27 protein-coding genes and 1 tRNA gene are annotated in these 23,299 nt (G+C 37.5%); 15 read left to right on the forward strand and 13 right to left on the reverse strand.

Annotated elements, in window-relative coordinates:
* Positions 1 to 3: 3 nt before the first annotated feature.
* The 3 genes from OZP13_RS17200 to OZP13_RS17210 are packed head-to-tail and all read right to left on the reverse strand — an operon-like array spanning position 4 to position 1,433.
* A complete protein-coding gene (locus OZP13_RS17200) occupies positions 4 to 456 on the reverse strand; it encodes a 6-pyruvoyl trahydropterin synthase family protein (protein ID WP_281297996.1) in 453 nt (150 codons plus the stop codon).
* A 32-nt stretch (positions 457 to 488) separates the two neighbouring features.
* Positions 489 to 665: a hypothetical protein gene (locus OZP13_RS17205; protein ID WP_269243766.1), complete on the reverse strand. Its 177-nt coding sequence runs from the start codon at positions 663 to 665 to the stop codon at positions 489 to 491.
* A 3-nt stretch (positions 666 to 668) separates the two neighbouring features.
* Complete coding sequence (locus OZP13_RS17210; protein ID WP_281297997.1) at positions 669 to 1,433, reverse strand: enoyl-CoA hydratase/isomerase family protein; 765 nt, start codon at positions 1,431 to 1,433, stop codon at positions 669 to 671.
* A gap of 174 nt (positions 1,434 to 1,607) precedes the next feature.
* Between OZP13_RS17210 and OZP13_RS17215 the strand changes: the two genes are divergently transcribed.
* The 3 genes from OZP13_RS17215 to OZP13_RS17225 all read left to right on the forward strand — a co-directional run bounded on the left by OZP13_RS17215 (position 1,608) and on the right by OZP13_RS17225 (position 4,353).
* Positions 1,608 to 1,681, forward strand: a tRNA-Ala gene (locus OZP13_RS17215).
* A gap of 44 nt (positions 1,682 to 1,725) precedes the next feature.
* Entirely contained in the window at positions 1,726 to 1,974 is a 249-nt protein-coding gene (locus OZP13_RS17220) for a GIY-YIG nuclease family protein (RefSeq protein ID WP_269241340.1), read from the forward strand.
* Between the two features lie 237 nt (positions 1,975 to 2,211).
* On the forward strand, positions 2,212 to 4,353 hold the full coding sequence (locus OZP13_RS17225; RefSeq protein ID WP_281297998.1) for a prolyl oligopeptidase family serine peptidase: 2,142 nt from the start codon (positions 2,212 to 2,214) through the stop codon (positions 4,351 to 4,353).
* Between the two features lie 117 nt (positions 4,354 to 4,470).
* Here the strand turns inward: OZP13_RS17225 and OZP13_RS17230 are convergent, their stop codons facing one another.
* Positions 4,471 to 6,060 carry a L,D-transpeptidase family protein gene (locus tag OZP13_RS17230; protein WP_281297999.1) on the reverse strand — a complete coding sequence of 530 codons (1,590 nt, stop codon included), beginning with the start codon at positions 6,058 to 6,060 and terminating at the stop codon, positions 4,471 to 4,473.
* 86 nt (positions 6,061 to 6,146) lie between these two features.
* Here OZP13_RS17230 and OZP13_RS17235 point away from each other — a divergent pair, with 86 nt between their 5' ends.
* From OZP13_RS17235 to OZP13_RS17270, 8 genes are all read left to right on the forward strand, one after another.
* Complete coding sequence (locus tag OZP13_RS17235; protein ID WP_281298000.1) at positions 6,147 to 6,806, forward strand: hypothetical protein; 660 nt, start codon at positions 6,147 to 6,149, stop codon at positions 6,804 to 6,806.
* Between the two features lie 42 nt (positions 6,807 to 6,848).
* Positions 6,849 to 8,141, forward strand: coding sequence for a DNA cytosine methyltransferase (locus OZP13_RS17240; protein WP_281298001.1), 1,293 nt, complete (start codon positions 6,849 to 6,851; stop codon positions 8,139 to 8,141).
* A 49-nt stretch (positions 8,142 to 8,190) separates the two neighbouring features.
* Positions 8,191 to 8,610, forward strand: coding sequence for a very short patch repair endonuclease (locus OZP13_RS17245; protein WP_281298002.1), 420 nt, complete (start codon positions 8,191 to 8,193; stop codon positions 8,608 to 8,610).
* A gap of 92 nt (positions 8,611 to 8,702) precedes the next feature.
* Entirely contained in the window at positions 8,703 to 9,017 is a 315-nt protein-coding gene (locus OZP13_RS17250) for an HPF/RaiA family ribosome-associated protein (RefSeq protein ID WP_269241349.1), read from the forward strand.
* Between the two features lie 179 nt (positions 9,018 to 9,196).
* On the forward strand, positions 9,197 to 11,698 hold the full coding sequence (locus OZP13_RS17255; protein ID WP_281298003.1) for an AsmA family protein: 2,502 nt from the start codon (positions 9,197 to 9,199) through the stop codon (positions 11,696 to 11,698).
* A 101-nt stretch (positions 11,699 to 11,799) separates the two neighbouring features.
* Positions 11,800 to 12,477 carry a tRNA (guanosine(46)-N7)-methyltransferase TrmB gene (gene trmB / locus OZP13_RS17260; protein ID WP_269243748.1) on the forward strand — a complete coding sequence of 226 codons (678 nt, stop codon included), beginning with the start codon at positions 11,800 to 11,802 and terminating at the stop codon, positions 12,475 to 12,477.
* Positions 12,478 to 12,504: 27 nt separating this feature from the next.
* The gene (locus OZP13_RS17265; protein ID WP_281298004.1) at positions 12,505 to 13,137 is read left to right on the forward strand and encodes a LysE family transporter; all 633 of its coding nucleotides are present in this window, start codon (positions 12,505 to 12,507) and stop codon (positions 13,135 to 13,137) included.
* A 2-nt stretch (positions 13,138 to 13,139) separates the two neighbouring features.
* A complete protein-coding gene (locus tag OZP13_RS17270) occupies positions 13,140 to 13,475 on the forward strand; it encodes an MGMT family protein (protein ID WP_269241351.1) in 336 nt (111 codons plus the stop codon).
* A 36-nt stretch (positions 13,476 to 13,511) separates the two neighbouring features.
* Here the strand turns inward: OZP13_RS17270 and OZP13_RS17275 are convergent, their stop codons facing one another.
* The gene (locus OZP13_RS17275; RefSeq protein WP_281298005.1) at positions 13,512 to 14,312 is read right to left on the reverse strand and encodes a hypothetical protein; all 801 of its coding nucleotides are present in this window, start codon (positions 14,310 to 14,312) and stop codon (positions 13,512 to 13,514) included.
* A complete protein-coding gene (locus OZP13_RS17280) occupies positions 14,305 to 14,652 on the reverse strand; it encodes a hypothetical protein (RefSeq protein WP_269241354.1) in 348 nt (115 codons plus the stop codon). Before OZP13_RS17280 ends, OZP13_RS17275 begins: the two co-directional genes overlap by 8 nt.
* Before the next feature lie 211 nt (positions 14,653 to 14,863).
* On the opposite strand from OZP13_RS17280, the gene OZP13_RS17285 reads away from it, so the two are divergent.
* From OZP13_RS17285 to OZP13_RS17300, 4 genes are all read left to right on the forward strand, one after another.
* On the forward strand, positions 14,864 to 15,991 hold the full coding sequence (locus tag OZP13_RS17285; protein WP_281298006.1) for an Mrp/NBP35 family ATP-binding protein: 1,128 nt from the start codon (positions 14,864 to 14,866) through the stop codon (positions 15,989 to 15,991).
* A 37-nt stretch (positions 15,992 to 16,028) separates the two neighbouring features.
* On the forward strand, positions 16,029 to 16,268 hold the full coding sequence (locus tag OZP13_RS17290) for a NifU family protein (protein ID WP_269241355.1): 240 nt from the start codon (positions 16,029 to 16,031) through the stop codon (positions 16,266 to 16,268).
* 79 nt (positions 16,269 to 16,347) lie between these two features.
* Positions 16,348 to 16,662, forward strand: a complete 315-nt coding sequence (locus OZP13_RS17295) for a 2Fe-2S iron-sulfur cluster-binding family protein (RefSeq protein ID WP_281298007.1) — start codon at positions 16,348 to 16,350, stop codon at positions 16,660 to 16,662.
* A gap of 100 nt (positions 16,663 to 16,762) precedes the next feature.
* Positions 16,763 to 17,089, forward strand: coding sequence for a 2Fe-2S iron-sulfur cluster-binding family protein (locus OZP13_RS17300; protein WP_281298008.1), 327 nt, complete (start codon positions 16,763 to 16,765; stop codon positions 17,087 to 17,089).
* A gap of 67 nt (positions 17,090 to 17,156) precedes the next feature.
* On the opposite strand, the gene OZP13_RS17305 is transcribed toward OZP13_RS17300, so the two are convergent.
* From OZP13_RS17305 to rimM, 7 genes are all read right to left on the reverse strand, one after another.
* Positions 17,157 to 17,939 (reverse strand): DUF3050 domain-containing protein, encoded by a 783-nt coding sequence (locus OZP13_RS17305; protein ID WP_281298009.1) that lies wholly within the window; start codon positions 17,937 to 17,939, stop codon positions 17,157 to 17,159.
* A gap of 86 nt (positions 17,940 to 18,025) precedes the next feature.
* The gene (locus tag OZP13_RS17310) at positions 18,026 to 19,204 is read right to left on the reverse strand and encodes an acyl-CoA dehydrogenase family protein (RefSeq protein ID WP_281298010.1); all 1,179 of its coding nucleotides are present in this window, start codon (positions 19,202 to 19,204) and stop codon (positions 18,026 to 18,028) included.
* A gap of 66 nt (positions 19,205 to 19,270) precedes the next feature.
* Positions 19,271 to 20,674 (reverse strand): carbohydrate porin, encoded by a 1,404-nt coding sequence (locus tag OZP13_RS17315; protein WP_269241356.1) that lies wholly within the window; start codon positions 20,672 to 20,674, stop codon positions 19,271 to 19,273.
* Between the two features lie 249 nt (positions 20,675 to 20,923).
* Positions 20,924 to 21,382: a hypothetical protein gene (locus OZP13_RS17320; protein WP_269241357.1), complete on the reverse strand. Its 459-nt coding sequence runs from the start codon at positions 21,380 to 21,382 to the stop codon at positions 20,924 to 20,926.
* Positions 21,369 to 21,872: a hypothetical protein gene (locus OZP13_RS17325; protein WP_281298011.1), complete on the reverse strand. Its 504-nt coding sequence runs from the start codon at positions 21,870 to 21,872 to the stop codon at positions 21,369 to 21,371. Before OZP13_RS17325 ends, OZP13_RS17320 begins: the two co-directional genes overlap by 14 nt.
* Before the next feature lie 100 nt (positions 21,873 to 21,972).
* A complete protein-coding gene (locus OZP13_RS17330; protein ID WP_281298012.1) occupies positions 21,973 to 22,686 on the reverse strand; it encodes a tRNA1(Val) (adenine(37)-N6)-methyltransferase in 714 nt (237 codons plus the stop codon).
* Positions 22,687 to 22,769: 83 nt separating this feature from the next.
* Positions 22,770 to 23,294, reverse strand: coding sequence for a ribosome maturation factor RimM (rimM, locus tag OZP13_RS17335; protein ID WP_281298013.1), 525 nt, complete (start codon positions 23,292 to 23,294; stop codon positions 22,770 to 22,772).
* Between the last annotated feature and the right edge of the window lie 5 nt (positions 23,295 to 23,299).

Below are 23,299 nucleotides of genomic sequence, written 5' to 3' on the forward strand. Positions count from 1 at the left end.
GAATTACAAATTATCGCTTGCAAACCATTCGGCAAACGAAGATTCGGTTTCTTGTAATTTCAAGGAAAAAAGATTGATGTTTTCGGGTAATCTACTGATGATTCTTTTCGAAAAATCGACTACCATGTTTTCGCTCGTAGGCTGGTAATCTACCAAAATTACGTGGTGACCGCGCGATTTTAATTCTTTGGCCAATTCGATATGAGGTGTAGTTCCGTTGAAAACCGAGGCATGGTCAAACTGGTCGACAATTTCCTCTTTCACGATTTTTTTCAAATCGGTAAAATCGATAACCATTCCAAATTTTGAGTTGTTGCGGTCTGTTATGGGCGTTCCAATTACGGTAACCGACAATTTATAACTGTGTCCATGCACATTTTTGCACTTTCCGTCGTAACCGTAAAGGGCGTGACCGGTTTCGAAACCAAACTGCTTTGTAATCCTGATTTTGCTCATTATATTTTTATTTGAATGCAAATTTAGTGAATCTACTCCTTTCTGTCCGCTTTTTTAGCCCGATAATACATCCAATAGGCAACACCAACCAACAAAACAAAAGGGAGAAACGAACCTATGACGACTCCAATTTGATAACTGTTGTCGGGTGCGACTTTTAATTTTTCTGCAACATTCACTTGTAGTAATGGCAAGATGAGGTACATCATTGTTTATTTTTTAAATTGGGACAATGCTTTTTTCGAGAAATCCGAAAGCACTAATTTTCCTGAAATTTCGGCTCTTTCGTAAAGCAAAGTGTTCCAGTTTTCGGTTCCTTCCCAAAGTGTTTTTTTTATTTCGGTTAATGCCTCGGGATTGAAACCGGCCAGTTTGTTGGCGAAAGCCGCAATTTCTATATCCAATTCGGCTGAAGTTTTAAATACTTTGGCGTACAATCCTTTTTGGTTTGCCCAAGCTGCCGTTTTCCATTCCGTGTCCAAAGTCATTTCGGTCGTGGCACTTTTTCCTATTTTTCGGGTTACGGCAGGTTCTATTACAAAAGGACCAATTCCAATTGCCAATTCCGACAGTTTTATGGCACTTTCATTCGTCGCCAAAGCATAATCGCAAGCGGCTGCAATACCTACTCCGCCACCAACTGCTTTTCCGTGAATTCTTCCGATGATTATTTTCGAACAATTGCGCATTGCATTCAATACATTGGCAAATCCGGAAAAGAATTTTGTGGCTTCGTCTAAATTTGAAACTGCCAAAAGTTCGTCAAAAGAAGCTCCGGCACAAAATGCTCCCGAACCACTGCTTTTTAAAACAATAACCGAAGCTAAATTGTTGTTACTTAGTTTGTTGAGTTCATTCGTCAATCGGTTTAATAAATCACTCGGAAAAGAATTGCTCGCAGGATGCCCAAATTCTAGGGTCGCGATTTTGTTTTCGATTGTGGTGATTAGTAAGCCGTTTGGGTTTTGAGTTGTCATTACACAGATTTTGATGTAAAGTTAAAAATATTAAGGGAAGCAGGATATTTTTTTTAGAAATTTGCATTTTACTTTATTTATGTGTTATATTTGCGCCAGAATTGGGGGATTAGCTCATTTGGCTAGAGCGTCCCGATGAAATCGGGAAGGTAACTGTTCAAAATAAAAAATATTGGGGGATTAGCTCATTTGGCTAGAGCGCTTGCCTGGCAGGCAAGAGGTGGTCGGTTCGAATCCGATATTCTCCACAAAAGACTCAAACATTGTTTGGGTCTTTTTTATTTCTAGTCTTATGTTTTACACTTATATCATTTATTCAAAAGCGATTGATAAATATTATGTTGGTTCTTGTCAAGATATACAAGAGCGGCTTGAAGATCATTTGAACAGCAGAAGTAAATACACCAAACAGGCTAAAGATTGGGAATTAAAGTATTTTGAGACATATTCTTCCAGAAGTGAGGCTTATCAAAGAGAAATGCAAATCAAGAAGATGAAAAGCCGAAAATATATCGAAAATTTGATAGGAAATAAGAGCTAGAGCGTCCCGATGACAATCGGGAAGGTGGTCGGTTCGAATCCGATATTCTCCACAAAAGACTCAAACATTGTTTGGGTCTTTTTTATTTCTACTATCATCAGATTCAAAATTTTTCACGTTTAAGACCTATTTGAATTCGTGCTGAAAGTATCTTCCGTTTTTTGATTTACTTAATTTAACATTTGCTCCAATATGTGTTATATTTTCATATTTTTGCAACAAATGATAAATCTTCAAATGAAAAAAACAATTTTTATTCTGGTTGTTGCAACTGTACTATCTTCGTACGGTCAAAAACAAAAAAACGTGAAATACCCACAAACAAAAAAAGGAGAAACAGTTGATCTGTATTTCGATACCAAAGTCAATGATCCGTATCGTTGGCTCGAAGACGACAAATCGGAGGAAACGGCTGCTTGGGTAAAAGCAGAAAATGAAGTGACTTATGATTATTTGTCAAAGATTCCTTTTAGAAACGAATTAAAAGACAGATTAGAAAAATTATGGAATTATGAAAAAATAGGGTCACCTTCCACCGAAGGAAACTTCTCCTATTTCTTCAAAAATAACGGTTTGCAAAACCAATCCGTTTTGTATCGAAAAGACGCTTCCGGTAAAGAAGAACTTTTTCTGGATCCAAACACTTTTTCCAAGGATGGAACCACTTCTTTGGGCGAAATGGATTTCTCGAAAGACGGTTCCATCTTGGCTTATTCCATTTCGGAAGGCGGTAGCGATTGGAGAAAAGTAATTATTATGGATGCCCTTTCCAAAAAAGTAGTAGAAGATACTTTGGTTGACGTAAAGTTCAGCGGATTGTCCTGGAAAGGAAACGAAGGATTTTTCTATTCCAGTTACGACAAACCAAAAGGGAGCCAATTGTCGGCCAAAACAGACCAACACAAATTGTATTTCCATAAATTGGGAACTTCACAAAAAGAGGACAAGGTAATCTTTGGTGCAGACCAAAAAAGAAGATACGTGGGCGGTAGCGTCACCGATGACGACAACTATTTGGTCATTACGGCCTCTGTTGCCACTTATGGAAATGAATTGTACGTCAAGGATTTAACCAATCCAAACAGTCCTTTGGTTGTCATTGTGGATAATTTCAACAGCGACAGCAATGTTATCGAGAATGATGGCACTAAATTGTACATCGAAACCGACTGGAATGCACCCAACAAACGCATTGTTACGGTTGATGTAAGCAATCCAAAACCCGAAAATTGGAAAGATTTTATTCCTGAAACAGAAAATGTTTTGACGCCTTCCACTTGTGGTGGTTTTTTCTTTGCCAATTACATGAAAGATGCCGTTTCGGTCGTTCAACAATATGATTATTCTGGAAAACTCGTTCGCAATATCCAATTGCCGGGATTGGGAACAGCTACTGGTTTTAGCGGAAAGAAAACAGACAAAACAGTATATTATTCTTTTGCCAATTATATTACGCCCGGAACCATTTATGCCTTGGAACCCCAATCCGGAAAATCGGTGATTTACGAAAAACCAAAAGTGGATTTCAAAAGTGAAGAATATGTTTCCAAACAAGTTTTTTACACATCGAAAGACGGAACCAAAATCCCGATGATGATTACCCACAAAAAAGGATTGAAACTTGACGGCAAGAATCCAACGATACTCTATGCTTATGGCGGTTTCAATATCAGCTTGACGCCAAGTTTCAGCATTGCCAATGCAGTTTGGTTGGAAAATGGTGGAATTTATGCCGTTGCCAACTTGCGAGGTGGTGGCGAATATGGGAAAAAATGGCATGATGCAGGAACCAAAATGCAAAAACAAAATGTGTTCGACGATTTCATCGCCGCCGCCGAATATCTAATCTCCGAAAAATATACGTCATCCAGTTTCCTTGCCATTCGTGGCGGATCAAACGGCGGTTTGCTCGTGGGAGCCACCATGACACAACGTCCCGATTTGATGAAAGTGGCCTTGCCGGCAGTGGGTGTTTTGGATATGTTGCGTTACCATACTTTTACTTCTGGCGCAGGTTGGGCTTATGATTATGGAACTTCCCAAGACAGCAAGGAAATGTTTGAATACATCAAGAAATATTCCCCTGTGCACAATGTGAAAAAAGGAACGCAATATCCTGCCACGATGGTTACAACCGGCGATCATGACGATAGAGTGGTGCCGGCGCACAGTTTTAAATTTGCTGCCGAGTTGCAGGAAAAACAAAGCGGAAGCAATCCAACTTTAATCCGTATCGACGTAAAAGCAGGTCATGGTGCCGGAAAATCGATAGCAGCCACAATTCAGGAAAATGCAGATGTCCAAGCTTTTACTCTTTATAATATGGGATTCACGGCATTGCCTAAAACTGTGATTTTGTCGTCGCCAGAGATGAAATAATTCCACGATTTATTGAAGATGCCTTTTTGATTTAGGTTTTCTTCACCAACAAAAACCGCAAATCTTTTTCGAAAATTTGCGGTTTTTTGTTTTTAATTGGTTCACCATAAAATTGAACTATTTGAAATCTTCCTCAAACAGCAATTCTGCCAATCGATTGTCTCTTTGATAAACGTCTCTATAAAAATTAATCATTCCAGAATCATCAACCCAAGCCGTGAAATAGCCAATATAAACCGGTATTTTCTTTTTCAGGTAACAGGTTGTTTCAACGCCACCGTTCATGGCGGCATCTATCCGGTCAACAGGCCAATCTGGGTAGTCTTTTAAAATCAAAATAGCCAATTCTTTGGCTTTGTCCATATTGATGCATCCGTGACTAAACAACCGAACTTCGGTGTCAAACAATGATTTGACGGGCGTGTCATGCAAATAAATACTATTCGAATTCGGAAACATGAACTTGACTAATCCCAAGGAGTTTCTTGGGCCAGGTTTTTGCCTAACATTGCCATTGTTCCATTCCATGTTATGGGAAGCCAAATAATTTTTGTCACGCTCCATGGCGAATTTTAATTCGTTTTCGATGATGCTTCTGGGGACATTCCAATACGGGCTAAACACAATGTGGCTTATATTGCCGCTAAAGATTACCGTTTCGGTCATAATTTTACCCACAAACACTCTCGATTCCAATTCTTTTATACCATTTCTTCGGTATATTAATTTAAAAGACGGGATATTTATCACGATAAATTCATCGAATTTTGTCAACTCTGGATCAATCCAACGGCAACGTTCCATGTTTACCATAATGGTTTTGATGCGCTCTTCAACGGGCACATTCAGGTGTTCGAGATGTTCTGATTCGATGCGGTAATTTAGTCTAAAGCCATTTCTTTTTTTGTAATTCAAGACTGCGGCCATTAATTCTTCGTCATACCAATTACTTTTGGAATCTTTTTTTAAATCTCCGGTAATGGTGAGTCTTTTCCTGATTTGGCCAATGACTTTCGAGCTGTCATTTGGTTTGTAGTCTTTTATGAACGGATCCATTTTAATGGTATTCCAACCGCCATTTTGTTCTATACGGCGGTATTTTTTCAAGGCTTCCCGCATTTTGTAATATTGTCCCAAAAGCTGGTCTTCATTTTTGTTTAATAACTTGGAATCCACCAATAATGAATCCAGTAAATTCGCATAAGAGAGTTTTTTTCGGGGAATGAACCAGCCAGTTTCCGTTATTTTTTCGGTCTCAATTCCTTTATATACTTTTTCCGCATAATAGACATACATCGACGACAAGAGAATTTCAGTATCGGTTTTTGAAAGTTTTTTGGAGGTTTCTCCGTTGAAAATACTGTTAATTTCATCTTTGTAAGGTAAATTGAATTCTAATCCTTCTTCCTCAAGTCGATTTGCTTTTGAATATAATAGATTGGCAAACTCTATCAACCCTTCTTTGTCGTGCCAAATCCAAGAGTATTTTCGGTTTTTATACAAGGCATTTACCTCGGATTCATAGTCTTTCAGATAAGGATATTTCTTGAAAAAGGCCGATAGAATGGCCTTGCTGACTATTGGTTCTTGAAAAACTTGGCCAGAAGAAATGACGCTGTTCGCACTATTTAGTTTTCTGTTGCCGTAAATAGCTGAAATTGAAAAAAGCAACAACATAATTACAAGGGCCAAAACAAGTTTTTTCATGGCGTAATTATTTTATACAAAGATAGAAAATATATAAATTACTCGAAAAAAAACACTATTATTGATGTGATTAATAGCTGTTTACCATGACGCATCCAGAATATCTCCAACTTTCCGCCGATTTGCAGCAGTTGTTAAAAACGATTCCGCTTCATTGGGGCGCCATTCAAAATGATGGGATGGATTGTAAAGTAAAGATGTTCCAAATTCATTCTTTTGCCGAGTTGGAAATCCGAATCCAAAACCTGTCGGAAGACGATAAGAATTATTTTCGGAGAAGATGGTTTTTGTGGAAATGTGCCCAATGCGACGAACATATTTTCTGCACAAACCAGAATGTTACACCAAATCCCAATCCGAAAGATCAAGATTACGATATCGAATTCAACGGAAATCCAGAATTAAGATTCGATGTCAAAGGAACGGTGATTCCAAAGAAATTCAGAGACAAAATTGATGCAGTAATTCTAGATCCGACCGAGATGGTTCGGTTTTTCTACGAAAAGCAGAGTCGTGGCGTTCGCGACCATGTGCAAAACCGCTTGTTCATCGTTCATCATTCTTTTAGAAGTCCGGAACGGGAAATGGTTTTGCGTTGTCATTGGGAATATAAGAAGGATTTATACAAAGAATATGCTTCCAAAATTTCGGCAACATCCAGTTTTATTACGTACCAAAACATAAAATCCGGTATCGTGTTTCTTTTCGAAAATTTAGACAAATCGATTTCCCATAAATTTTTTTAGCAGTTTGATTTTTGTAAATTGCGCCAAATAAACCTAATCATTTTGGACAAAGAACCACAAAATAATTCCTTCTACGGCATCACCGAAATTTCCGAAAAACTCGGGGTTTCCCAAAAACTCGTCCGAAGACACATCGCGAGCGGAGCTTTGCAATCGACCAAAATTGGCGGAGTTTACAAGATTCCCGTGCAATCCTTGGATGATTTCATGAATGATATCGAGATAAAAAATGAAGAATTATTGGCATCTGATTCTCCAAAAGAAAAATCTAAAAGCATTACAAAATCGACCAATAATTACAAAAACAATTCCAAAGACGACGTCAATTGGGTTGATATTGTGGAAGATTGGGAGAATCCAAAAAAATCAAAACTCACCTTTGTTGACTTGTTTTCGGGAGCAGGAGGAATAACAAAAGGCTTTGAAATGGCGGGATTGAATGGCGTTTGCGGACTCGATTGGTTCGAAGCAGCCGGAAAAACGTATAGAAGAAATTTCAACCATCCATTCATAGAAGGCGACATCAAATCGCCAGAAAAGAAAGCGGAATTTTATGCCACCGTAAAAAAAGGACTCAAAGGAAGACCATTAAATATCGTGGCTGGCGGATTCCCGTGCCAGGGATTTTCAATGGCCGGAAACCGAATTGTTGACGACCCCAGAAATTCACTCTACAAAGAATTGTTGGAAATCGTGACGACCCTGAATCCCGAATTCGTGGTTTGCGAAAACGTGGTCGGCATTCGTTCGATGCACAAAGGCAAAGTCGAAGAAATGATAATCAACGATTTCAAGGCTGCCGGTTACGAAATGAAAGTGACTGTTTTGCGCGCCGCCGATTATGGAGTTCCCCAAAAAAGAGACCGCGTAATTTTTATGGGCAATCGCATCGATAAAACTAATTTTCACCCAAAACCTTTTTTAAAACCTACAGAATATATTACCACAGGTCAAGCCATTGGTGACTTGATGCAAATGGGCGACAATCCTGATTTTAATCATGTTCAAACCAAGCATCGTCCTGACATGGCCGAAAGAATGTTGCAACTCGAAGAAGGCAAAAGTCTCTATAAAGGCTATTCCGATGCCTGGAAAAAATGTCCTTGGAACGAGGCTTCCTGCACCATCAAAGAAAACCACGGCGGCGTAAACGTGCATCCCAAATTGCCAAGAGTCTTGACGGCAAGGGAAATGGCAAGAATTCAATCTTTTCCCGATGATTTTATTTTTGAAGGCCCAAAAAACAAACAATTGGTGCAATTGGGCAATGCCGTTCCTCCTTTATTGTCGAAAGCGATTGGTTTGGCAATTCGAAAATCCTATGATTTGATATGATAAACCGCATAAAACCGCTAACTTTGAACTAGGTTTTAAATCCATTTTTATGGACAATCTAACTTCAATCCAGCGTTCCAAAATTATGCAGGCCATTCGCAGCACCAATACCAAGGACGAAGTTCGTTTGGCAAAAGCCTTGTGGCATCTGGGTTATCGGTATCGAAAAAACAACCGGAAAGTTTTTGGCACGCCCGACCTCACCTTCAAAAAACTCAAGATTGCCATCTTCGTTGACAGCGAATTTTTCCACGGCAAAGATTGGGAAACCCAAAAAAATCGATTCAAGAGCAATCAAGAGTTTTGGCAAAATAAAATCGAAAGGAACATGCAGCGCGACATCGAAGTCAGTAATTATTTGATGGAACAAGGCTGGACCGTAATTCGTTTTTGGAGCTCCGAGATTAAAAAAAATTTGGAGGAATGCATTGCCAAGATTCAAACGGAGATTGTCTTGAAACGGGAATAGAATCAATTAATTTTTTTCATAATGTTTTATTAAAGGGACTATTTTTATGGAAAAAGAGTCCTAAATTTGAGAAAAACAATAAATAATCACTTATGAAAATTCAATTTAATACAGACAAAAACATAGAAGGTCACGAAAGATTAGAAACATTTTTTGCTGGGGAACTAGAAAAAGACCTGGCTCGTTTTGAGGACAAAATTACTCGCATCGAGGTGCATCTTGGAGACGAAAACAGCGATAAGGGAGGCGTAAACGACAAACGTTGCTTGATAGAAGCTCGCCCTGCAAAACTGCAACCCGTAGCCGTTACCGCTCATGCAGACACGATTGAAAAAGCCTTTTTTTTGGCGGCCGAAAAAATAAAGAAAACCTTGACTACCACTTTTGAAAAACAGAGTGCGTATTAAGAATATCGTTTTTCAGGTTAATTGTTAATTCAGATCAAGCAGTCTCAAGGAAATCTTTAGACTGCTTTTTTTATGGCATAAAAGGTAAATATTTGTTTTGGATAGTCAAATTTGTTAAATTATTTCCTTTAATCTTATAAGGTTTTCATTATCTTTATGTTAAAATAAACACAAAAAATATGAAAAGCTATTTTGCCAAAGCCAAAAGTTTCTTTTCGACCAAAGGTTTTAAAAGAGCATTCAAGATAATTGGGTTTTTCTTTATTGGATTGTTTGCCTTGATATTGATTAGTGCTGTTGGCTTGCGGATTTATTTTGAAAGAAATAAAACGGAAATAGTAAAAAAAATCAACACCCAAATCAACGACAATATTCTGGGAGAAGCCAAAATTGGCGACATAGGATACAAGTTCTTGATCGGATTTCCCAATTTTACCGTGGTTTTGAAAGATGTGGAACTAAAGGACAGTTTGTTTGCCATTCATAAACGTCCCGTGCTGAAAGCGGGCGAAATCGAGGTGCGTTTGAATGTTCTGGCTTTGTTGAAAAAAGAAGTCAATATCCACAAAATTGTCATCAACGATGCTACTATTGATTTGTATAAGGACAAAAATGGAGTCAGCAATTCCAATATCTTCAAGCCCAAAAATAAAAAACCAAAAACAGAAAGCACCACCACGACTTCCATTGATGAGGTAGTCTTGAAAAACGTTAATTTTATATCGGAAAATCAACAAGGGAACAAGTTGTTTTATTTTCATATAGAGTCTTTGAAAAGTAAAATAGACTACTCGGACGAAGGTTGGAAAACGGACGTTCGTCTGAAAACCTTTGCCAAAAGTCTGGCGTTTAACACCCAAAAAGGAAGCTTTGTGAAAGACAAAGAAATTGACGGCAACTTGTCTGTCGATTTTTCGAAAGCACGAAACCAGATAAGTGTCGTTGCCGACAAATTGGAAATAGGCGGAGACCCTTTCAAGATCAAGGCTCATTTCAACATTGGAAAAGGAAATTCACTGTTTGATATTGACATCAAGACCAAAATATTGTGGCGCAACGCTTCTAATTTATTGTCCAACAACATTAGTTCCAAACTTAACAAGTTTGATTTGAAAGTGCCTCTCGAAGCTTCTTGCCTCATAAAAGGCGACATGAGAGTGAAAGGCGATCCCGAAATTTTGGTCAATGCCGTGATAAAAGACGACGAACTGAAGACTTCTTACGGTGCAGTTGCCAATTGCAGTTTTAACGGAAAATTCACCAATAATTATAAAAATGGATTGGGTTGTAATGATGCCAATTCTGCCGTTATTGTCACTGATTTTAAAGGAGAACACAAAGAAATTCCGTTAAGCATCCCATCGGCAATCATCAATAATCTGGAGAAACCGGTGGCGACGGGCAAATTCAATTCAGAATATGACGTGGTCAAGATGAAAAACTTGATTAATGAAGATTTTATCAAATTCCATGAAGGAAGGGCCAAAGTAAATCTTGATTTCAAGGTTGATATTGTTGACCTAAGGTTGAATAAACCCCATTTTACCGGAAATATCATCATCAATGACGTGAGTCTTTATTATAAGCCAAAAAATATGAATCTTCAAAAAACAAACATTGAACTTCATTTTACCGAACAGGCTTTGCTGATAAACAAGATTAAATATCAAAACCAAAAAAACACTGTTTTTATGGAAGGAAGAGTGGATAATTTCCTCAATTTGTATTATGATGCGCCCGAAAAAATGACCGTCAATTGGAAGATTTACAGTCCGTTTCTTGATATTAAACAAATAATTGGCGTTTTGTCCTACCACGATAAATCCGTTCCCCAAAAAACCAAGACTAAAACACAATCTTCTGGGCAATTGCAAGAAGTGTTCAGCAAATCAAAAGTTAATCTCGATTTACGGGTCGATAAATTGTCCTATAATAAAATGTTGGGAAACCAGTTTAAGGTTGATATTGCCATAAACAACGGTGGTTTGTATGTCAAAAACGGATCAATGCAAGGTTTGACAGGGAGTTCCATTTATTTTGATGCGCAACTGGTTCCCAAAAATGGATTGGTGTTTTTCAAATCGAACATCAACTTGAAAGATGGGGAAATTTCAAGATTTTTGGCCTCGTTCAATAATTTTGGCATAAAATCTTTTAGCCCAAACAGCATTAAAGGAAAACTTTCGCTCACGACTTCACTTACGGGAACTCTTAATCCGGAAAGGGATTTAATCAAAAGTTCCATTAAGGGAGACGTGAAATTTGATGTAAAAAACGGAACACTGATTAATTTTGAACCAATCCAAAAAATAGGGAAAGTAGCTATATCAAATAGGGACGTGAGCCATATTACTTTCAGTGATTTGTACGCCATTGCAACAATAAATGGAGAGAAAATAAATGTCAAAGAATTAAAAGTGAGTTCGAATGTCCTGAATATTGATGTAAATGGGATGTATTCATTGTCTGGTCAAGGAACCAATTTAGCCGTAAAAATTCCTTTGCGAAACCCAAAAGACGATTACAAGATTGCAAATCAAAAGGAAAGAGACGAACTCAGATACAAAGGAATCGTCTTGAACTTGCTCGTGGTTGACGGAAAAAATGGCGAAACTAAAATTAAATTAGGCAAACCATCCGAAGAAGCACCCAAGGAAAAGCAAAAAAGGAAAAAGAAATAGTATTTTATGCCGGCTCGGGATTCTGTCTTATATATTTCCTTAATTTTGCCAGCCAAGACCTTTAGGTCGAATTGTACGAAGTAAAAATATTTTATAAAAGCGTGGGAAGTAAAAACAAGTTAAAGAGATTCAAGGAAAACGAAACATTCAACAATGTTTTTCAACCTTCAAGAGAAGAAGTGGTAGGCGATTTGTTTCCGCTCAGAGGCAAATGGAACGCCGATTTTTTCAAAAATGATAATCCAATTGTTATTGAATTGGGTTGTGGAAAAGGCGAATATTCCGTTGGTCTGGCCGAAAGATATCCCAACAAAAACTTCGTGGGAATCGACATTAAGGGCGCGCGTTTTTGGCGTGGAGCCAAGACTGCCGTGGAAACCGGTTTGCATAACGTGGCTTTCATTCGTACCCAAATCGAATTAATCAACCACATTTTTGCCGAAAACGAAGTCGATGAAATCTGGATTACTTTTCCGGATCCGCAAATAAAATACAAACGCACCAAACACAGAATGACCAACTCGGAATTTCTGCAATTGTATAAAAAAATCCTCAAAAAAGACGGCGTTGTCAATCTGAAAACCGACAGCGAATTTATGCACGGGTACACCCTTGGATTGTTGCACGGCGAAGGTCACGAGGTGTTGTATGCCAACCATAATGTCTATGTAAACGAAGGAAGTCCGGAGGAAGTCACTGCTTTCCAGACCTTTTACGAAAAACAATATTTGGAAATTAACAAAGCAATTACGTATATTCGATTCAAAATTAAGGAATAGTCATTTTTCAACGCTTATACATCATAAATGATTTATATATCGCCATTGTTTTTCGGTTTTATTAGTGCTTTTATAGGGATTATTCCACCGGGATTGATCAATATGACTGCCGCAAAAGTAAACCATAAAGAAGGAAAACGGAATGCGTTATGGTTTGTTTTGGGAGCGATTCTGGTTATTTGTTTCCAAGTTTTTTTCGCCATTTTTTTTGCAAAGATTATAAACCGCCGTCCGGATTTAGTCACGTTTTTGCGCGAAATAGGATTCGGCATATTTACGGCCTTGACCATTTATTTTTTATGGATTGCGAAAAAGCCGAAAAGCAAATCAAAAAAATTGAAAAAAAACAGTAAAACCAAAAGGTTTTTTCTGGGAATGTTGCTTTCGGCACTCAACTTTTTCCCCATTCCCTATTATGTTTTTGTCAGCATATTTCTTGCTTCATACAAGCTTTTTTCATTCGACACGACATCCATTTTTATTTTCGTGAACGGTGTCGTGGCAGGTTCGTTTCTGGTTTTCTATTTTTATATTTCCTTTTTCGACAGGATTGAAAATAAAAGAGATTATATTATGAAAAACATGAACACCATCATTGGGAGCATTACAGCATTGATTTCAATTCTTACATTGATCAATATCATCAATTACTATTGGTAAAAATGACTGCGCCAAACGACAATTTTTTCGAAAGAGTTTATGCCGTCGCCCGACAAATTCCTTATGGTAGGGTTACTTCCTATGGTGCTATTGCAAAAGCTGTGGGAACAGCCCGCTCTGCCCGAATGGTAGGCTGGGCAATGAATGCTTGCCATAATCTAGAAGACGTGCCGGCACATCGGGTCGTGAACAGAAAAGGATTGCTTACCGGGAAACATCATTTTGACGGCACTAATCTAATGCAACAATTGCTGGAAAGCGAAGGAATTGTCGTGGTGGACAACCAGATTGTCGATTTCAAAAAACATTTTTGGGAACCGGAAGTGAGTGCTGGGTAATTTGTTTTTTTGCTTGAAGAATTGAAATAACGGGTTTCAATCATTAATAGGCAAATCAACTTTTCTGACATACCAATACCCGTATTCGTATTCAAAAGTCATGCTCCCATTTCCTGAATAGTTGATTTTGGCATCTGTTCCTTTAATTTTTGCCCAAAAATCGATGTTGAATTCCACTTTTGCATTTTGTTCGTCGAAAACTATATTCTTGAATTCAAAAAACTGGATTTTAAATGTTTTGAATAACGATCTAAAAGTGTTTAATTCTTCGTGATTTGAAGCGTCTTTACTATGATAATCATCATAAAAACTAGATTTTGTATTGAAGAACATTTTCAAAAAATCTTCAGTTGCATGCTTTAAATCGTACTCGTGATTTTGGTGAAAATCCTCGTAAATAAAATTGGTTACCATTCCGGGAACACTTATGTCGTCAATTTCATGAAGAAATAGCTCATCGGTTATGAAATTGTAAATCAAGCGATTGTTGTTTTCGTAATTGGCAAGAACTTCCAGGGCGAGTCCGTTTTGATTCATTAAATCCATAATTCGTTCCAATTCAATACTAATTTCTTCGTCAGACAAGGTTGTGCCGATTTTGAATTTAGGACTGCCTATTTTCTCGAAAACAGAAATTGGTTTGGCATTTTGGAAAGCTTTTTCAAAATTGGAAACATAATCCAAAAACTGACCCTCAATTTCTGGAGGCAAATTGCTGTTGGTGTTTTTAGAAAAGTCCATGCCGTATTCCAGATCGAGTTTAAGTTTTTTAAACTCGTTCTCTTCTTCAATGCTTAATTTTGGAAGTTCTTTTTCGCTGTCGTCTTCTTTATTCATTGTTGTTTTTTTTAACGATTTCGGTCATTCTCAAAATATAGTCTTCTATGGGTTCTCCTTCTAAGATCGGGATATGTTCCAGTACACTGCTCAAACTGTTTATCAAATTTGAATATCGGTTGAAGATTTCTTCGAGTAATTTTTCGTCTCTGGTTTCCCAAAATTGACCTTCATCCGTGAAAGTGTTGTTTGGAAAAGCTTCGTCAAAAATCGAAAATTTCCATTTATTTGCGATGCAAATATCTGTAACTTCTTCAATCAATTTTTTTAAAGATTGTGGTTTTTTTAGTTTGCCTTTGTAATGAAAACTTAAGCCCATATTTTCTTGTTTGACAATCATAAATGAACGAATTTTTGTAATTATTTCCAAATTTTTTTTTAATTTTCAAATAATTGCAAATTCTTCATCCTTTTGCATTCTGGCTATCAAACATTGCGCCTTTTAAACTTTGCCGTTTCGGTACTTCTTTACTATCTTTGTAATCTAAAATCAGTTTAAATAAACATAATATTTCAATTGAATAATCATCAGTTGAAAACATACACAGCACATGAAATTAGATAGAAAAGAAATACTTAAAGCATTAGAAACCATTACCGTTGCCGGTGAAGGTAAAAATATGGTGGAAAGCGGTGCGATTGCTAACGTTGTCACTTTTGGTGATGAGGTTGTTGTAGATTTAGTATTGCATGCTCCGGCTTTGCACATCCGAAAAAGAGCCGAAGAAGACATCAATAAAACTATTTTGGAAAAGGTTTCGGCTGAGGCCAAAGTCAAAATCAATGTCAAAATTGAAACTCCGGAAAAAGTGGAAATTAAAGGAAAAGCAATTCCTGGAATACAAAATATTATCGCAGTTGCCTCTGGAAAAGGAGGAGTTGGAAAATCTACCGTTACGGCAAATTTGGCAGTATCGCTAGCGAAAATGGGATTCTCGGTAGGAATTCTTGATGCCGATATTTATGGACCGTCAATGCCCATCATGTTTGACGTGGAAACTGCAAAACCACTTTCTGTTGAGGTGGATGGAAAATCAAAAATGAAACCTATCGAAAATTACGATGTCAAAATACTTTCGATAGGATTTTTTACTTCTCCGAGTCAAGCCGTTATGTGGCGTGGGCCAATGGCGGCAAAAGCATTAAACCAAATGATTTTTGATGCCGATTGGGGCGAGTTAGACTTTTTGTTAATCGATTTGCCACCAGGAACAGGAGATATTCATTTGTCCATCGTTCAATCTTTGCCAATAACGGGTGCGGTTGTCGTGAGTACACCACAAGCCGTGGCACTTGCTGATGCCAAGAAAGGTGTTGCCATGTTCATGTCTGAAGCCATAAATGTTCCTGTTTTGGGAATTATTGAAAATATGGCTTATTTCACGCCGGAAGAATTGCCTAACAATAAATATTACATCTTCGGAAAAGAAGGTGCCAAAAATCTTGCAGAAGATTTAGCCGTTCCATTTTTGGGAGAAGTTCCAATTGTGCAATCTATTCGTGAAGCCGGCGATTTTGGTCGTCCAGCAGCCCTGCAAACGGGTTCGATTATAGAAACTGTTTTTGAGAACATTACCCGAAACGTAGTCCAAGAAGTAGTAAGCAGAAACGAAAATTTGCCTGCTACCGAAGCCGTAAAAATAACAACAATGGCAGGTTGTTCATCAGTAAAAAAATAATCCTGAAATTCACCTAAATGGTGATTAAAATATAAAAATGACAACAGAAGAAATTACCAATAATGTGCTAAAGGCGCTTGAAGAAATCAGGCCTTTTTTGAATTCTGACGGTGGCGACATTAAACTCATCTCCATCGAAGATGATAAACATGTAAAAGTTCGTCTTGAAGGAGCATGTACCAGTTGTAGCGTGAGTCACATGACATTGAGAGCCGGTGTGGAAACCACCATCAAAAAATATGCTCCAGAAATAGAAACTGTTGTCAATATTGCCTAGGAAATCAAGGTTTAATCCTGTTTTCAATGCATCAAAACACAAGCAAATATACATTACCCCAATTCCTAGCGATTAAATAATGGACGTATTAATAAAAATAAAAGACCGAGAAGGAGCTGTACATGAACTGCAAGCTCCAACTGATATGGCAATGAATATTATGGAACTTTGCAAAGCCTACGAGCTTCCTGTAGAGGGAACTTGTGGCGGAATGGCAATGTGTGCATCTTGTCAGTGCTATGTTCTTAACAAAGTGGAGTTGCCTTCAATGGGTGACGATGAAGAAGCCATGCTTTCAGAAGCTTTCCATGTGAAACCAAATAGCCGTTTGGGTTGTCAAATCCCTATTACCATGGATTTGGAAGGTCTAGAATTAGAATTGGCACCTGAATAATAAAACGCTTGTTTTAAGAAATTAGTTTTTCTGAATCTTGCAGTTTTTTGCCAAAAAATCCAAAACCTAGACTATTTTAATTCCAAGCCAATATTTCGATATGGATATATCAGTAAAAATCACAGACCGAAGAGGTCAAACTCACGAAGTAAAAGTTCCAACAGATATGGGGCTGAACATGATGCAAGTGGTTCAAGCTTATGAACTGGAGCCATTTGGAACCGTTGGGATGTGTGGAGGAAAGCTAATGTGTCCTACCTGCCAATGTTACGTTCAAAACGAGGTTAACTTACCGGAAAAAAGAGAAGAAGAATTGGGCACACTTTCCAGATTATTGCACGTGAAATCCAATAGTCGTTTGAGTTGCCAGATTCCCGTTACCAAAGAATTGGACGGAATAGAAATAGAACTGGCACCGTTGTTTTAGGTAGCAAAAATTCATAAAAAAAGGCTTTTCAGAGATGAAAAGCCTTTTTTTGTTTATTTTCAATGGATTAAGCCATTTCCATCTTCATCATGATTTGCTCTTCAATGGCATTCCAAAGCCCGATGCGTTTTTCTAGAGCCAATACGGAAACAGCTTCCGCTTCTGCCCATTTTTGCGCATCGGTTCCGCAAAGTTCCGAAATCATTTTCATTGCCATTGGGCCATGTTCATCAGCGTCCAATTCTATATGTCTTTCAAAATAATAAATTAATTTGCTTAAATCGGTTTCGGGAAAATTTTCCTGAAAGTTTTTCAAGATTACGGTAAACATACTGGGAATCAAATCCTCTCTTCCAAAGGTGAAGGCGGCCGCAATTTCATGTGTTTTGCCTTCGTCAATAATTCTAAAAGTAAAGTCTAAAAAAGTTTTAATATTGGGGTGCAAGTTGCTTTTTTTGATGGCAACAAATATATTGTGAAGCGAATTAAGTTCTGATAAAAAATGCTCAATGCCGGCGGTGTCTGCGCCACAAGCTTGCATTGCTTCAATATACATTTCATAATGACTTAGGTGGCGACCATCAATCGTCAAGTCGGATTCTTCGGCAAGCACAATTTCATTTATCAAATACCTGATTTCTGGATTTTCTGTGGCAAACCAAGGGGTAGTCGTGCAGGTCAATTTGGCTTGCAAAGCTTTTAACAATGACATAAAATCCCAAACGGCATAAACGTGATTTTCTAAAAAGCAGTTTAAAGACTCGATATTTTTCACCTTTCCGTACAAGGAATGTTGTAGTAGCAGTTTTTTTTGCGGTTGGATTCTACGGTTTATTGTTGCAATCTTCATATTTTAATTTTTTATAAATATAAAAAAGCTTCTCGTTTCCAAGAAGCATTTACTATCGAATTTATGAATAGTTTAATAGTTTTATGCTACTTGAAAGCAGAAATTCCCGTGATGTCCATTCCGGTAATCAATAAATGAATGTCGTGTGTCCCTTCATAAGTTATCACCGATTCTAAATTCATCATGTGACGCATAATCGAATATTCGCCTGTTATTCCCATTCCTCCCAGTATTTGTCTGGCTTCACGGGCAATTTGAATCGCCATGTTCACGTTGTTTCTTTTGGCCATTGATATTTGTGCAGTGGTGGCTTTTCCTTCGTTTCGCAAAACACCCAATCGCCAAGTCAATAATTGAGCTTTGGTGATTTCGGTAATCATTTCGGCCAATTTCTTTTGTTGCAATTGTGTTCCTGCAATGGGTTTGTCAAATTGGATTCTTTCCTTGGCATAACGCAAAGCCGTGTCGTAACAATCCATCGCAGCGCCAATCGCTCCCCAAGCAATACCATAACGAGCCGAATCTAAGCAACCCAAAGGCGCTCCCAATCCTGATTTGTTTGGTAATAAATTTTTTTTTGGCACTTTCACGTTATCAAAAATCAGTTCTCCTGTTGCCGATGCACGAAGTGACCATTTATTATGCGTTTCTGGAGTTGTAAAACCTTGCATTCCACGTTCTACAATTAAACCGTGAATTCTTCCTGTTTCGTCTTTTGCCCAAACGATGGCAATGTCGGCAAAAGGCGCATTCGAAATCCACATTTTGGCACCATTTAATAAATAATGGTCACCCATATCTTTGAAATGGGTAATCATACTGCCTGGATCAGAGCCATAATTGGGTTCGGTCAAGCCAAAGCATCCCATCAATTCTCCCGAAGCCAGTTTGGGTAAATATTTCATTCGTTGTTCCTCGTTTCCGTATTTCCAAATGGGGTACATCACCAAAGATGATTGCACCGAAGCCGTGGATCGAACGCCAGAATCGCCTCTTTCTATTTCTTGCATAATCAAACCGTATGAAATTTGATCCAATCCAGCTCCACCGTATTCTTCAGGAATATAAGGGCCAAAAGCGCCAATCTCAGCCAAACCCTTGATGATTTGTTTCGGAAATTCCGCCTTTTGCGCATAGTCTTCGATGATGGGCGAAATCTCTCGTTTGACCCATTCACGTGCCGCTTGGCGAACCAATTTATGCTCGTCCGTCAATAATTCGTCAAGGTTATAATAATCTGGAGCTTGAAATAAGTCTGGTTTCATAATTGGAAAATTGAGTCTAACAAAGCTACATAAAGAAACAGAACAAATAGGGAAAGTAGTGTGTTTTTACCAAATCCACCATTCCATTTTAACGCCTATATATTGTCCCCAACTTTTTGTCCCACTTTGGGCGAGATATGGAGAGTAGAGATTGTCGGCCGCAAATTGGTTATAATGTGCCACACTATAGACGAATCTAAAATGAGGTCTTTCCCATACATCTCTTTTGGCGGTTGGAACCAATGTGGGGGCGATGGTGAATTTGGTCATTTGCGCAAAATCTTGCGTACCGTCTTTTCGCCAAGCAAAATCGAGTTCGTGCAATAAATGAAGCCAGTTATTGATGTAATACGTTCCTCTTGCGCCAAAAGCGATGTCCTGTTTCTGGTTGAACAACATTTGTTTTCCCAGATAATCGGGTGCTTTGTCGTCGCTGTCGCTGGCACCTTTGCTTTTCGTATAAATGGCATAGCCGTTAAGCGAATATTTTTCGTTGAGGTTCAACAAAAAAGTTTCGGTAAGGGCGATTGAATAGGCTTTCTTGAAACTGTTGGTTTCGAGGTTTGGCGCGCCATAAGTCATATAAGTTCGGCTACTTCCTCCGTCTCCACCATTGGCAATTCCTGTTCCAATTCGAGCACTTACAGCATTAAATGAACCGGGAAGTTTGGTAGAAATGCTTTTGTTGTATTTTGCACCAAGAACAAATCCATAATCGGCTGGATAACTGTATTGTGTGGTGTTGTCTTTGGCGATTCCCGCTGGAAGTCGTTGAAATTCCCCCATTAATTTTACATAACCTTTGCGAATATTTAAAGTATGTTCCAAAATAGAAACATACCTGTTACGCAATCCCAAAGTAGGCGTTCCGTTGACAATATTTAGGTAAAAATTGGGAGGCAATGTCGAGGTTGTATCAATGGAACCCGTAAAAATTACCGAAAATTTGGTGTTTTTGTGTTGTATTCCCACACCTTGACCTGAATGATCATCAAAATAAAAATGGTCAATGATATGAATGTCGTCGTTGCGGAATAATCGGGCTCCAATCCAAACACTCCAATCGCTGCCCATTATGTTTTTGGCTTCGGCAAATAATTCGGGCAAAGCAGTCGTGATGCCGCCAATGGATTTGTTGGATACATTGCCGATTAATTGTCCTTGGGTGGTATAAAAGGCAAATCGTGCCTGAACATTGATTTTGGTGGTGTCTTTGCCGGTATTTGTGGGTTTGAAGTGCATTGCGGTGGCCAATTCCAGATAGTCATTTTCTTCAAATCGTCCTCCTATGGAACCCATTCCGTTTAAATTGAGCGATTGCGGAAAGGCGGCTTCCGTTCCCAGTCCATAACCTATTCCAGCTCGGCCATACGTGCCAAAAGAAAAATTTTTGTTGGAAATAACCGGAGCTTGAGCCAACAATTCCAGTGTTAAAAACAAGGTCAAAAAGAGGGTAAAATTTGTTTTCATATTCTTGATGATGGGTTAGTTTTTATTATGTTATCTAGTTTGAAATAAGTCTGGTTTCATAATTTGAGAATTGAAGGTCTAACAAAGCTACGGAAAGAAATAGAAGAAATTCTGTATTTTTTTTTACTTTTTGATGATGTGTTAAGAGGTTTTTGTTGGTGTTTTTTTTATGTCATGTTGGTTTTGAATAGATATTTTTTCAAAAAAAAACTATTTACTTAAAGACTTGGTTATTGGTTGTTATTTATTTTAAAAAGTGATAAATAAAAAAGCTATTATTCCAATTATACCTAAAATCATTAAAAGTATACTTAGAAGAATAAAAAGTCTTGCAAGTAAATCATATTTTTTAATTTTTACTGCAACAGTTTTAATATCAATTGGAAGGTCTAGGGCTTCTATTTGTTCCATTTTAAGAACACTATTAAAAACGTTAAAAGTGAAAAACTGTGAAGTGAAATTAAAGATTAATGATGTTGCAAGAAATAGACCTGATAGCTTTAAAGAGGTAGTAATTGTAAGTTTCTGTTCATATAAAAACTTCATTAATTCTAAAACTATATAAATTCCTGCTCCACAAACGGTAACAATAAGATAGTCAAATCGTTTTTGAGAGGTTCCGTGGTCTTCTCGACTTCTTTTATAAAGTTCTTTTATATATTCATTTGCTTTCTCAGCAATTTTTTCAGGTTCTTTATTTATTTCCATTTATGTTTTTATTTGGGTGTGTTTTGAAATATACTAAAACTTCTTCTTTTAGTTCATAAAATTTATGAAGCTCTTCTTTTGCATTTTTGGTTTTAATATCGCCAGAAGAATTCATAACTTCAAGCCTATCAGGCAGTCTTGTAAAAGATGTTTTCCCTTCAATTTTTTCCATTTTATAAAGAGGGACTATTGGAATATGTGCAAAAGAATTTCTAATTGAAGACATTTCTTGTATTTTAGAAATTATTTTTTTATCAAAGTCATTAATATTTCGTAGTACTTTAAGTTTTGCGCCCGTTGAAATTATTGAAGAATTTAATAAGATTTTGGTAAATTCTTTTGAGTCTTGAGGATTAAAATATTCAACAATAACTACATCAATTTTTTTTTCAATAAAATTCATACTATCAATTATCCAACCTCTAGTCTCTTCTAAATTAAATTCAGATATATCATCTTTATAGGTTTTCTTAAAAAAATGATTTTCCATAATTATTGTTTTTGTAGCAAATAAACTAACCATTCAAATTTAAGAAAATATTTATAAGTATAAACGGATTTATTTAAAAAAGAACTGTTCTAAATCAGAACTACATCTTCAAATAAAAATCCTTTGTCAAGGCGATATATTCTGGAGTATAAAGGTGTCGCGCGTTTTCGATGACTAATTCATCAATAGGGAAATTTGGAGTTTCATTTCGGCTAAAAGCTAAAAGACTGCGTTTAATTTCGGTGGTTGGGGTTCCTTTTACGCGGGTAATTTTTAGGGGAAATAATTCGTACTCTTTGGCCAAAGCCAGAAAAGATTCTTCTTCCTTGAAAGGAATAATAACGGAGAAGATTCCGTTTTCAGAAAGTAATAAAGCGGCGGCTTCCATCAAATCCTCAAAAGGCATTGCATCTTGAAAACGCGCCAAGTCTCGCTGGTCGTTACTGGATTTGTAATCTTCGCTATAAAAAGGAGGATTGGAAACAATTAAATCGTACTCGTCTTCGGGTTCTTCTACAAATTCGTCCAAGCCGGCGTGAAAACAAAACAAACGGTCGTTCCAAGGGGAATTTTCGAAATTATCCGTAGCTTGTTCGTAGGCATCTTCGTCAATTTCCAAAGCATCGATTTGTTCTGCTGAACTTCTTTGCGCCAACATCAAAGCAATGATTCCGGTTCCCGTTCCAATGTCTAAAATGCTAAAAGGATTATTTTCAACAGTAGTCCAAGCGCCAAGCAAAACACCATCGGTTCCAATTTTCATGGCACAACGATCTTGTTCGAGGGAAAATTGTTTGAATTGGAATTTGGACATAGAGATTTCAGATAGTAGATTAACGAATGCTGATTTCAAATTTCTTAGCAACTGAAAACTGCGATTGAATACTGAACACTTTCTTAAAGGTACATTTCAATCAAACCTTCCGGTAAATCCATGATGATTTTTTTGTTTTCGCGATCCACTTTAACCAAGAAATGGTCAATCATTGGAATAAGAATCTCAGCTCCGTCTTTCAACACTTCAAAAAGCGGTTGGGCCGTGGTGTCGTTGATGGATTGGATTTCTCCGACATATCCCAGACGTTTGTCTTCTACTTCAAAACCAATTACTTCATGGAAATAGAATTTGTTGCCTGTAAGTTTGGGCAACATTTTTAGTGGAAGATATAAATCATTTCCAAGCAAGGCATCGGCTTCTTCTTCGGTGTTTACATCTTCGAAACGAATTCTGAGGAAATCGTTTTTGTGTAGCGAGCTACTTTCAATAAAAAAAGGAACCAAGTGTTTGTTACATTCAACAAACACTGATTCCAAGTTTTCGTATAACTCAGGTTCGTCCGTGTCTAGATAGGCTAGGACTTCCCCTTTGAAACTAAATTTTTTGGCAATTTTACCTAAATAGAAACAATCTTCTTTACGCATTTTCG

The sequence above is a fragment of the Flavobacterium limnophilum genome (genome assembly GCF_027111315.2).
GTDB classification, from domain to species: Bacteria; Bacteroidota; Bacteroidia; order Flavobacteriales; family Flavobacteriaceae; genus Flavobacterium; species Flavobacterium limnophilum.

Excerpts from the sequence above, each read along its gene's own strand:
- OZP13_RS17200 (WP_281297996.1), bottom strand. The coding sequence starts at position 456 with ATGAGCAAAATCAGGATTACAAAGCAGTTTGGTTTCGAAACCGGTCAC.
- OZP13_RS17205 (WP_269243766.1), bottom strand. The coding sequence starts at position 665 with ATGATGTACCTCATCTTGCCATTACTACAAGTGAATGTTGCAGAAAAA.
- OZP13_RS17210 (WP_281297997.1), bottom strand. The coding sequence starts at position 1,433 with ATGACAACTCAAAACCCAAACGGCTTACTAATCACCACAATCGAAAAC.
- OZP13_RS17220 (WP_269241340.1), top strand. The coding sequence starts at position 1,726 with ATGTTTTACACTTATATCATTTATTCAAAAGCGATTGATAAATATTAT.
- OZP13_RS17225 (WP_281297998.1), top strand. The coding sequence starts at position 2,212 with ATGAAAAAAACAATTTTTATTCTGGTTGTTGCAACTGTACTATCTTCG.
- OZP13_RS17230 (WP_281297999.1), bottom strand. The coding sequence starts at position 6,060 with ATGAAAAAACTTGTTTTGGCCCTTGTAATTATGTTGTTGCTTTTTTCA.
- OZP13_RS17235 (WP_281298000.1), top strand. The coding sequence starts at position 6,147 with ATGACGCATCCAGAATATCTCCAACTTTCCGCCGATTTGCAGCAGTTG.
- OZP13_RS17245 (WP_281298002.1), top strand. The coding sequence starts at position 8,191 with ATGGACAATCTAACTTCAATCCAGCGTTCCAAAATTATGCAGGCCATT.
- OZP13_RS17250 (WP_269241349.1), top strand. The coding sequence starts at position 8,703 with ATGAAAATTCAATTTAATACAGACAAAAACATAGAAGGTCACGAAAGA.
- OZP13_RS17255 (WP_281298003.1), top strand. The coding sequence starts at position 9,197 with ATGAAAAGCTATTTTGCCAAAGCCAAAAGTTTCTTTTCGACCAAAGGT.
- OZP13_RS17265 (WP_281298004.1), top strand. The coding sequence starts at position 12,505 with ATGATTTATATATCGCCATTGTTTTTCGGTTTTATTAGTGCTTTTATA.
- OZP13_RS17270 (WP_269241351.1), top strand. The coding sequence starts at position 13,140 with ATGACTGCGCCAAACGACAATTTTTTCGAAAGAGTTTATGCCGTCGCC.
- OZP13_RS17275 (WP_281298005.1), bottom strand. The coding sequence starts at position 14,312 with ATGAATAAAGAAGACGACAGCGAAAAAGAACTTCCAAAATTAAGCATT.
- OZP13_RS17280 (WP_269241354.1), bottom strand. The coding sequence starts at position 14,652 with ATGATTGTCAAACAAGAAAATATGGGCTTAAGTTTTCATTACAAAGGC.
- OZP13_RS17285 (WP_281298006.1), top strand. The coding sequence starts at position 14,864 with ATGAAATTAGATAGAAAAGAAATACTTAAAGCATTAGAAACCATTACC.
- OZP13_RS17290 (WP_269241355.1), top strand. The coding sequence starts at position 16,029 with ATGACAACAGAAGAAATTACCAATAATGTGCTAAAGGCGCTTGAAGAA.
- OZP13_RS17295 (WP_281298007.1), top strand. The coding sequence starts at position 16,348 with ATGGACGTATTAATAAAAATAAAAGACCGAGAAGGAGCTGTACATGAA.
- OZP13_RS17300 (WP_281298008.1), top strand. The coding sequence starts at position 16,763 with ATGGATATATCAGTAAAAATCACAGACCGAAGAGGTCAAACTCACGAA.
- OZP13_RS17305 (WP_281298009.1), bottom strand. The coding sequence starts at position 17,939 with ATGAAGATTGCAACAATAAACCGTAGAATCCAACCGCAAAAAAAACTG.
- OZP13_RS17310 (WP_281298010.1), bottom strand. The coding sequence starts at position 19,204 with ATGAAACCAGACTTATTTCAAGCTCCAGATTATTATAACCTTGACGAA.
- OZP13_RS17315 (WP_269241356.1), bottom strand. The coding sequence starts at position 20,674 with ATGAAAACAAATTTTACCCTCTTTTTGACCTTGTTTTTAACACTGGAA.
- OZP13_RS17320 (WP_269241357.1), bottom strand. The coding sequence starts at position 21,382 with ATGGAAATAAATAAAGAACCTGAAAAAATTGCTGAGAAAGCAAATGAA.
- OZP13_RS17325 (WP_281298011.1), bottom strand. The coding sequence starts at position 21,872 with ATGGAAAATCATTTTTTTAAGAAAACCTATAAAGATGATATATCTGAA.
- OZP13_RS17330 (WP_281298012.1), bottom strand. The coding sequence starts at position 22,686 with ATGTCCAAATTCCAATTCAAACAATTTTCCCTCGAACAAGATCGTTGT.
- rimM (WP_281298013.1), bottom strand. The coding sequence starts at position 23,294 with ATGCGTAAAGAAGATTGTTTCTATTTAGGTAAAATTGCCAAAAAATTT.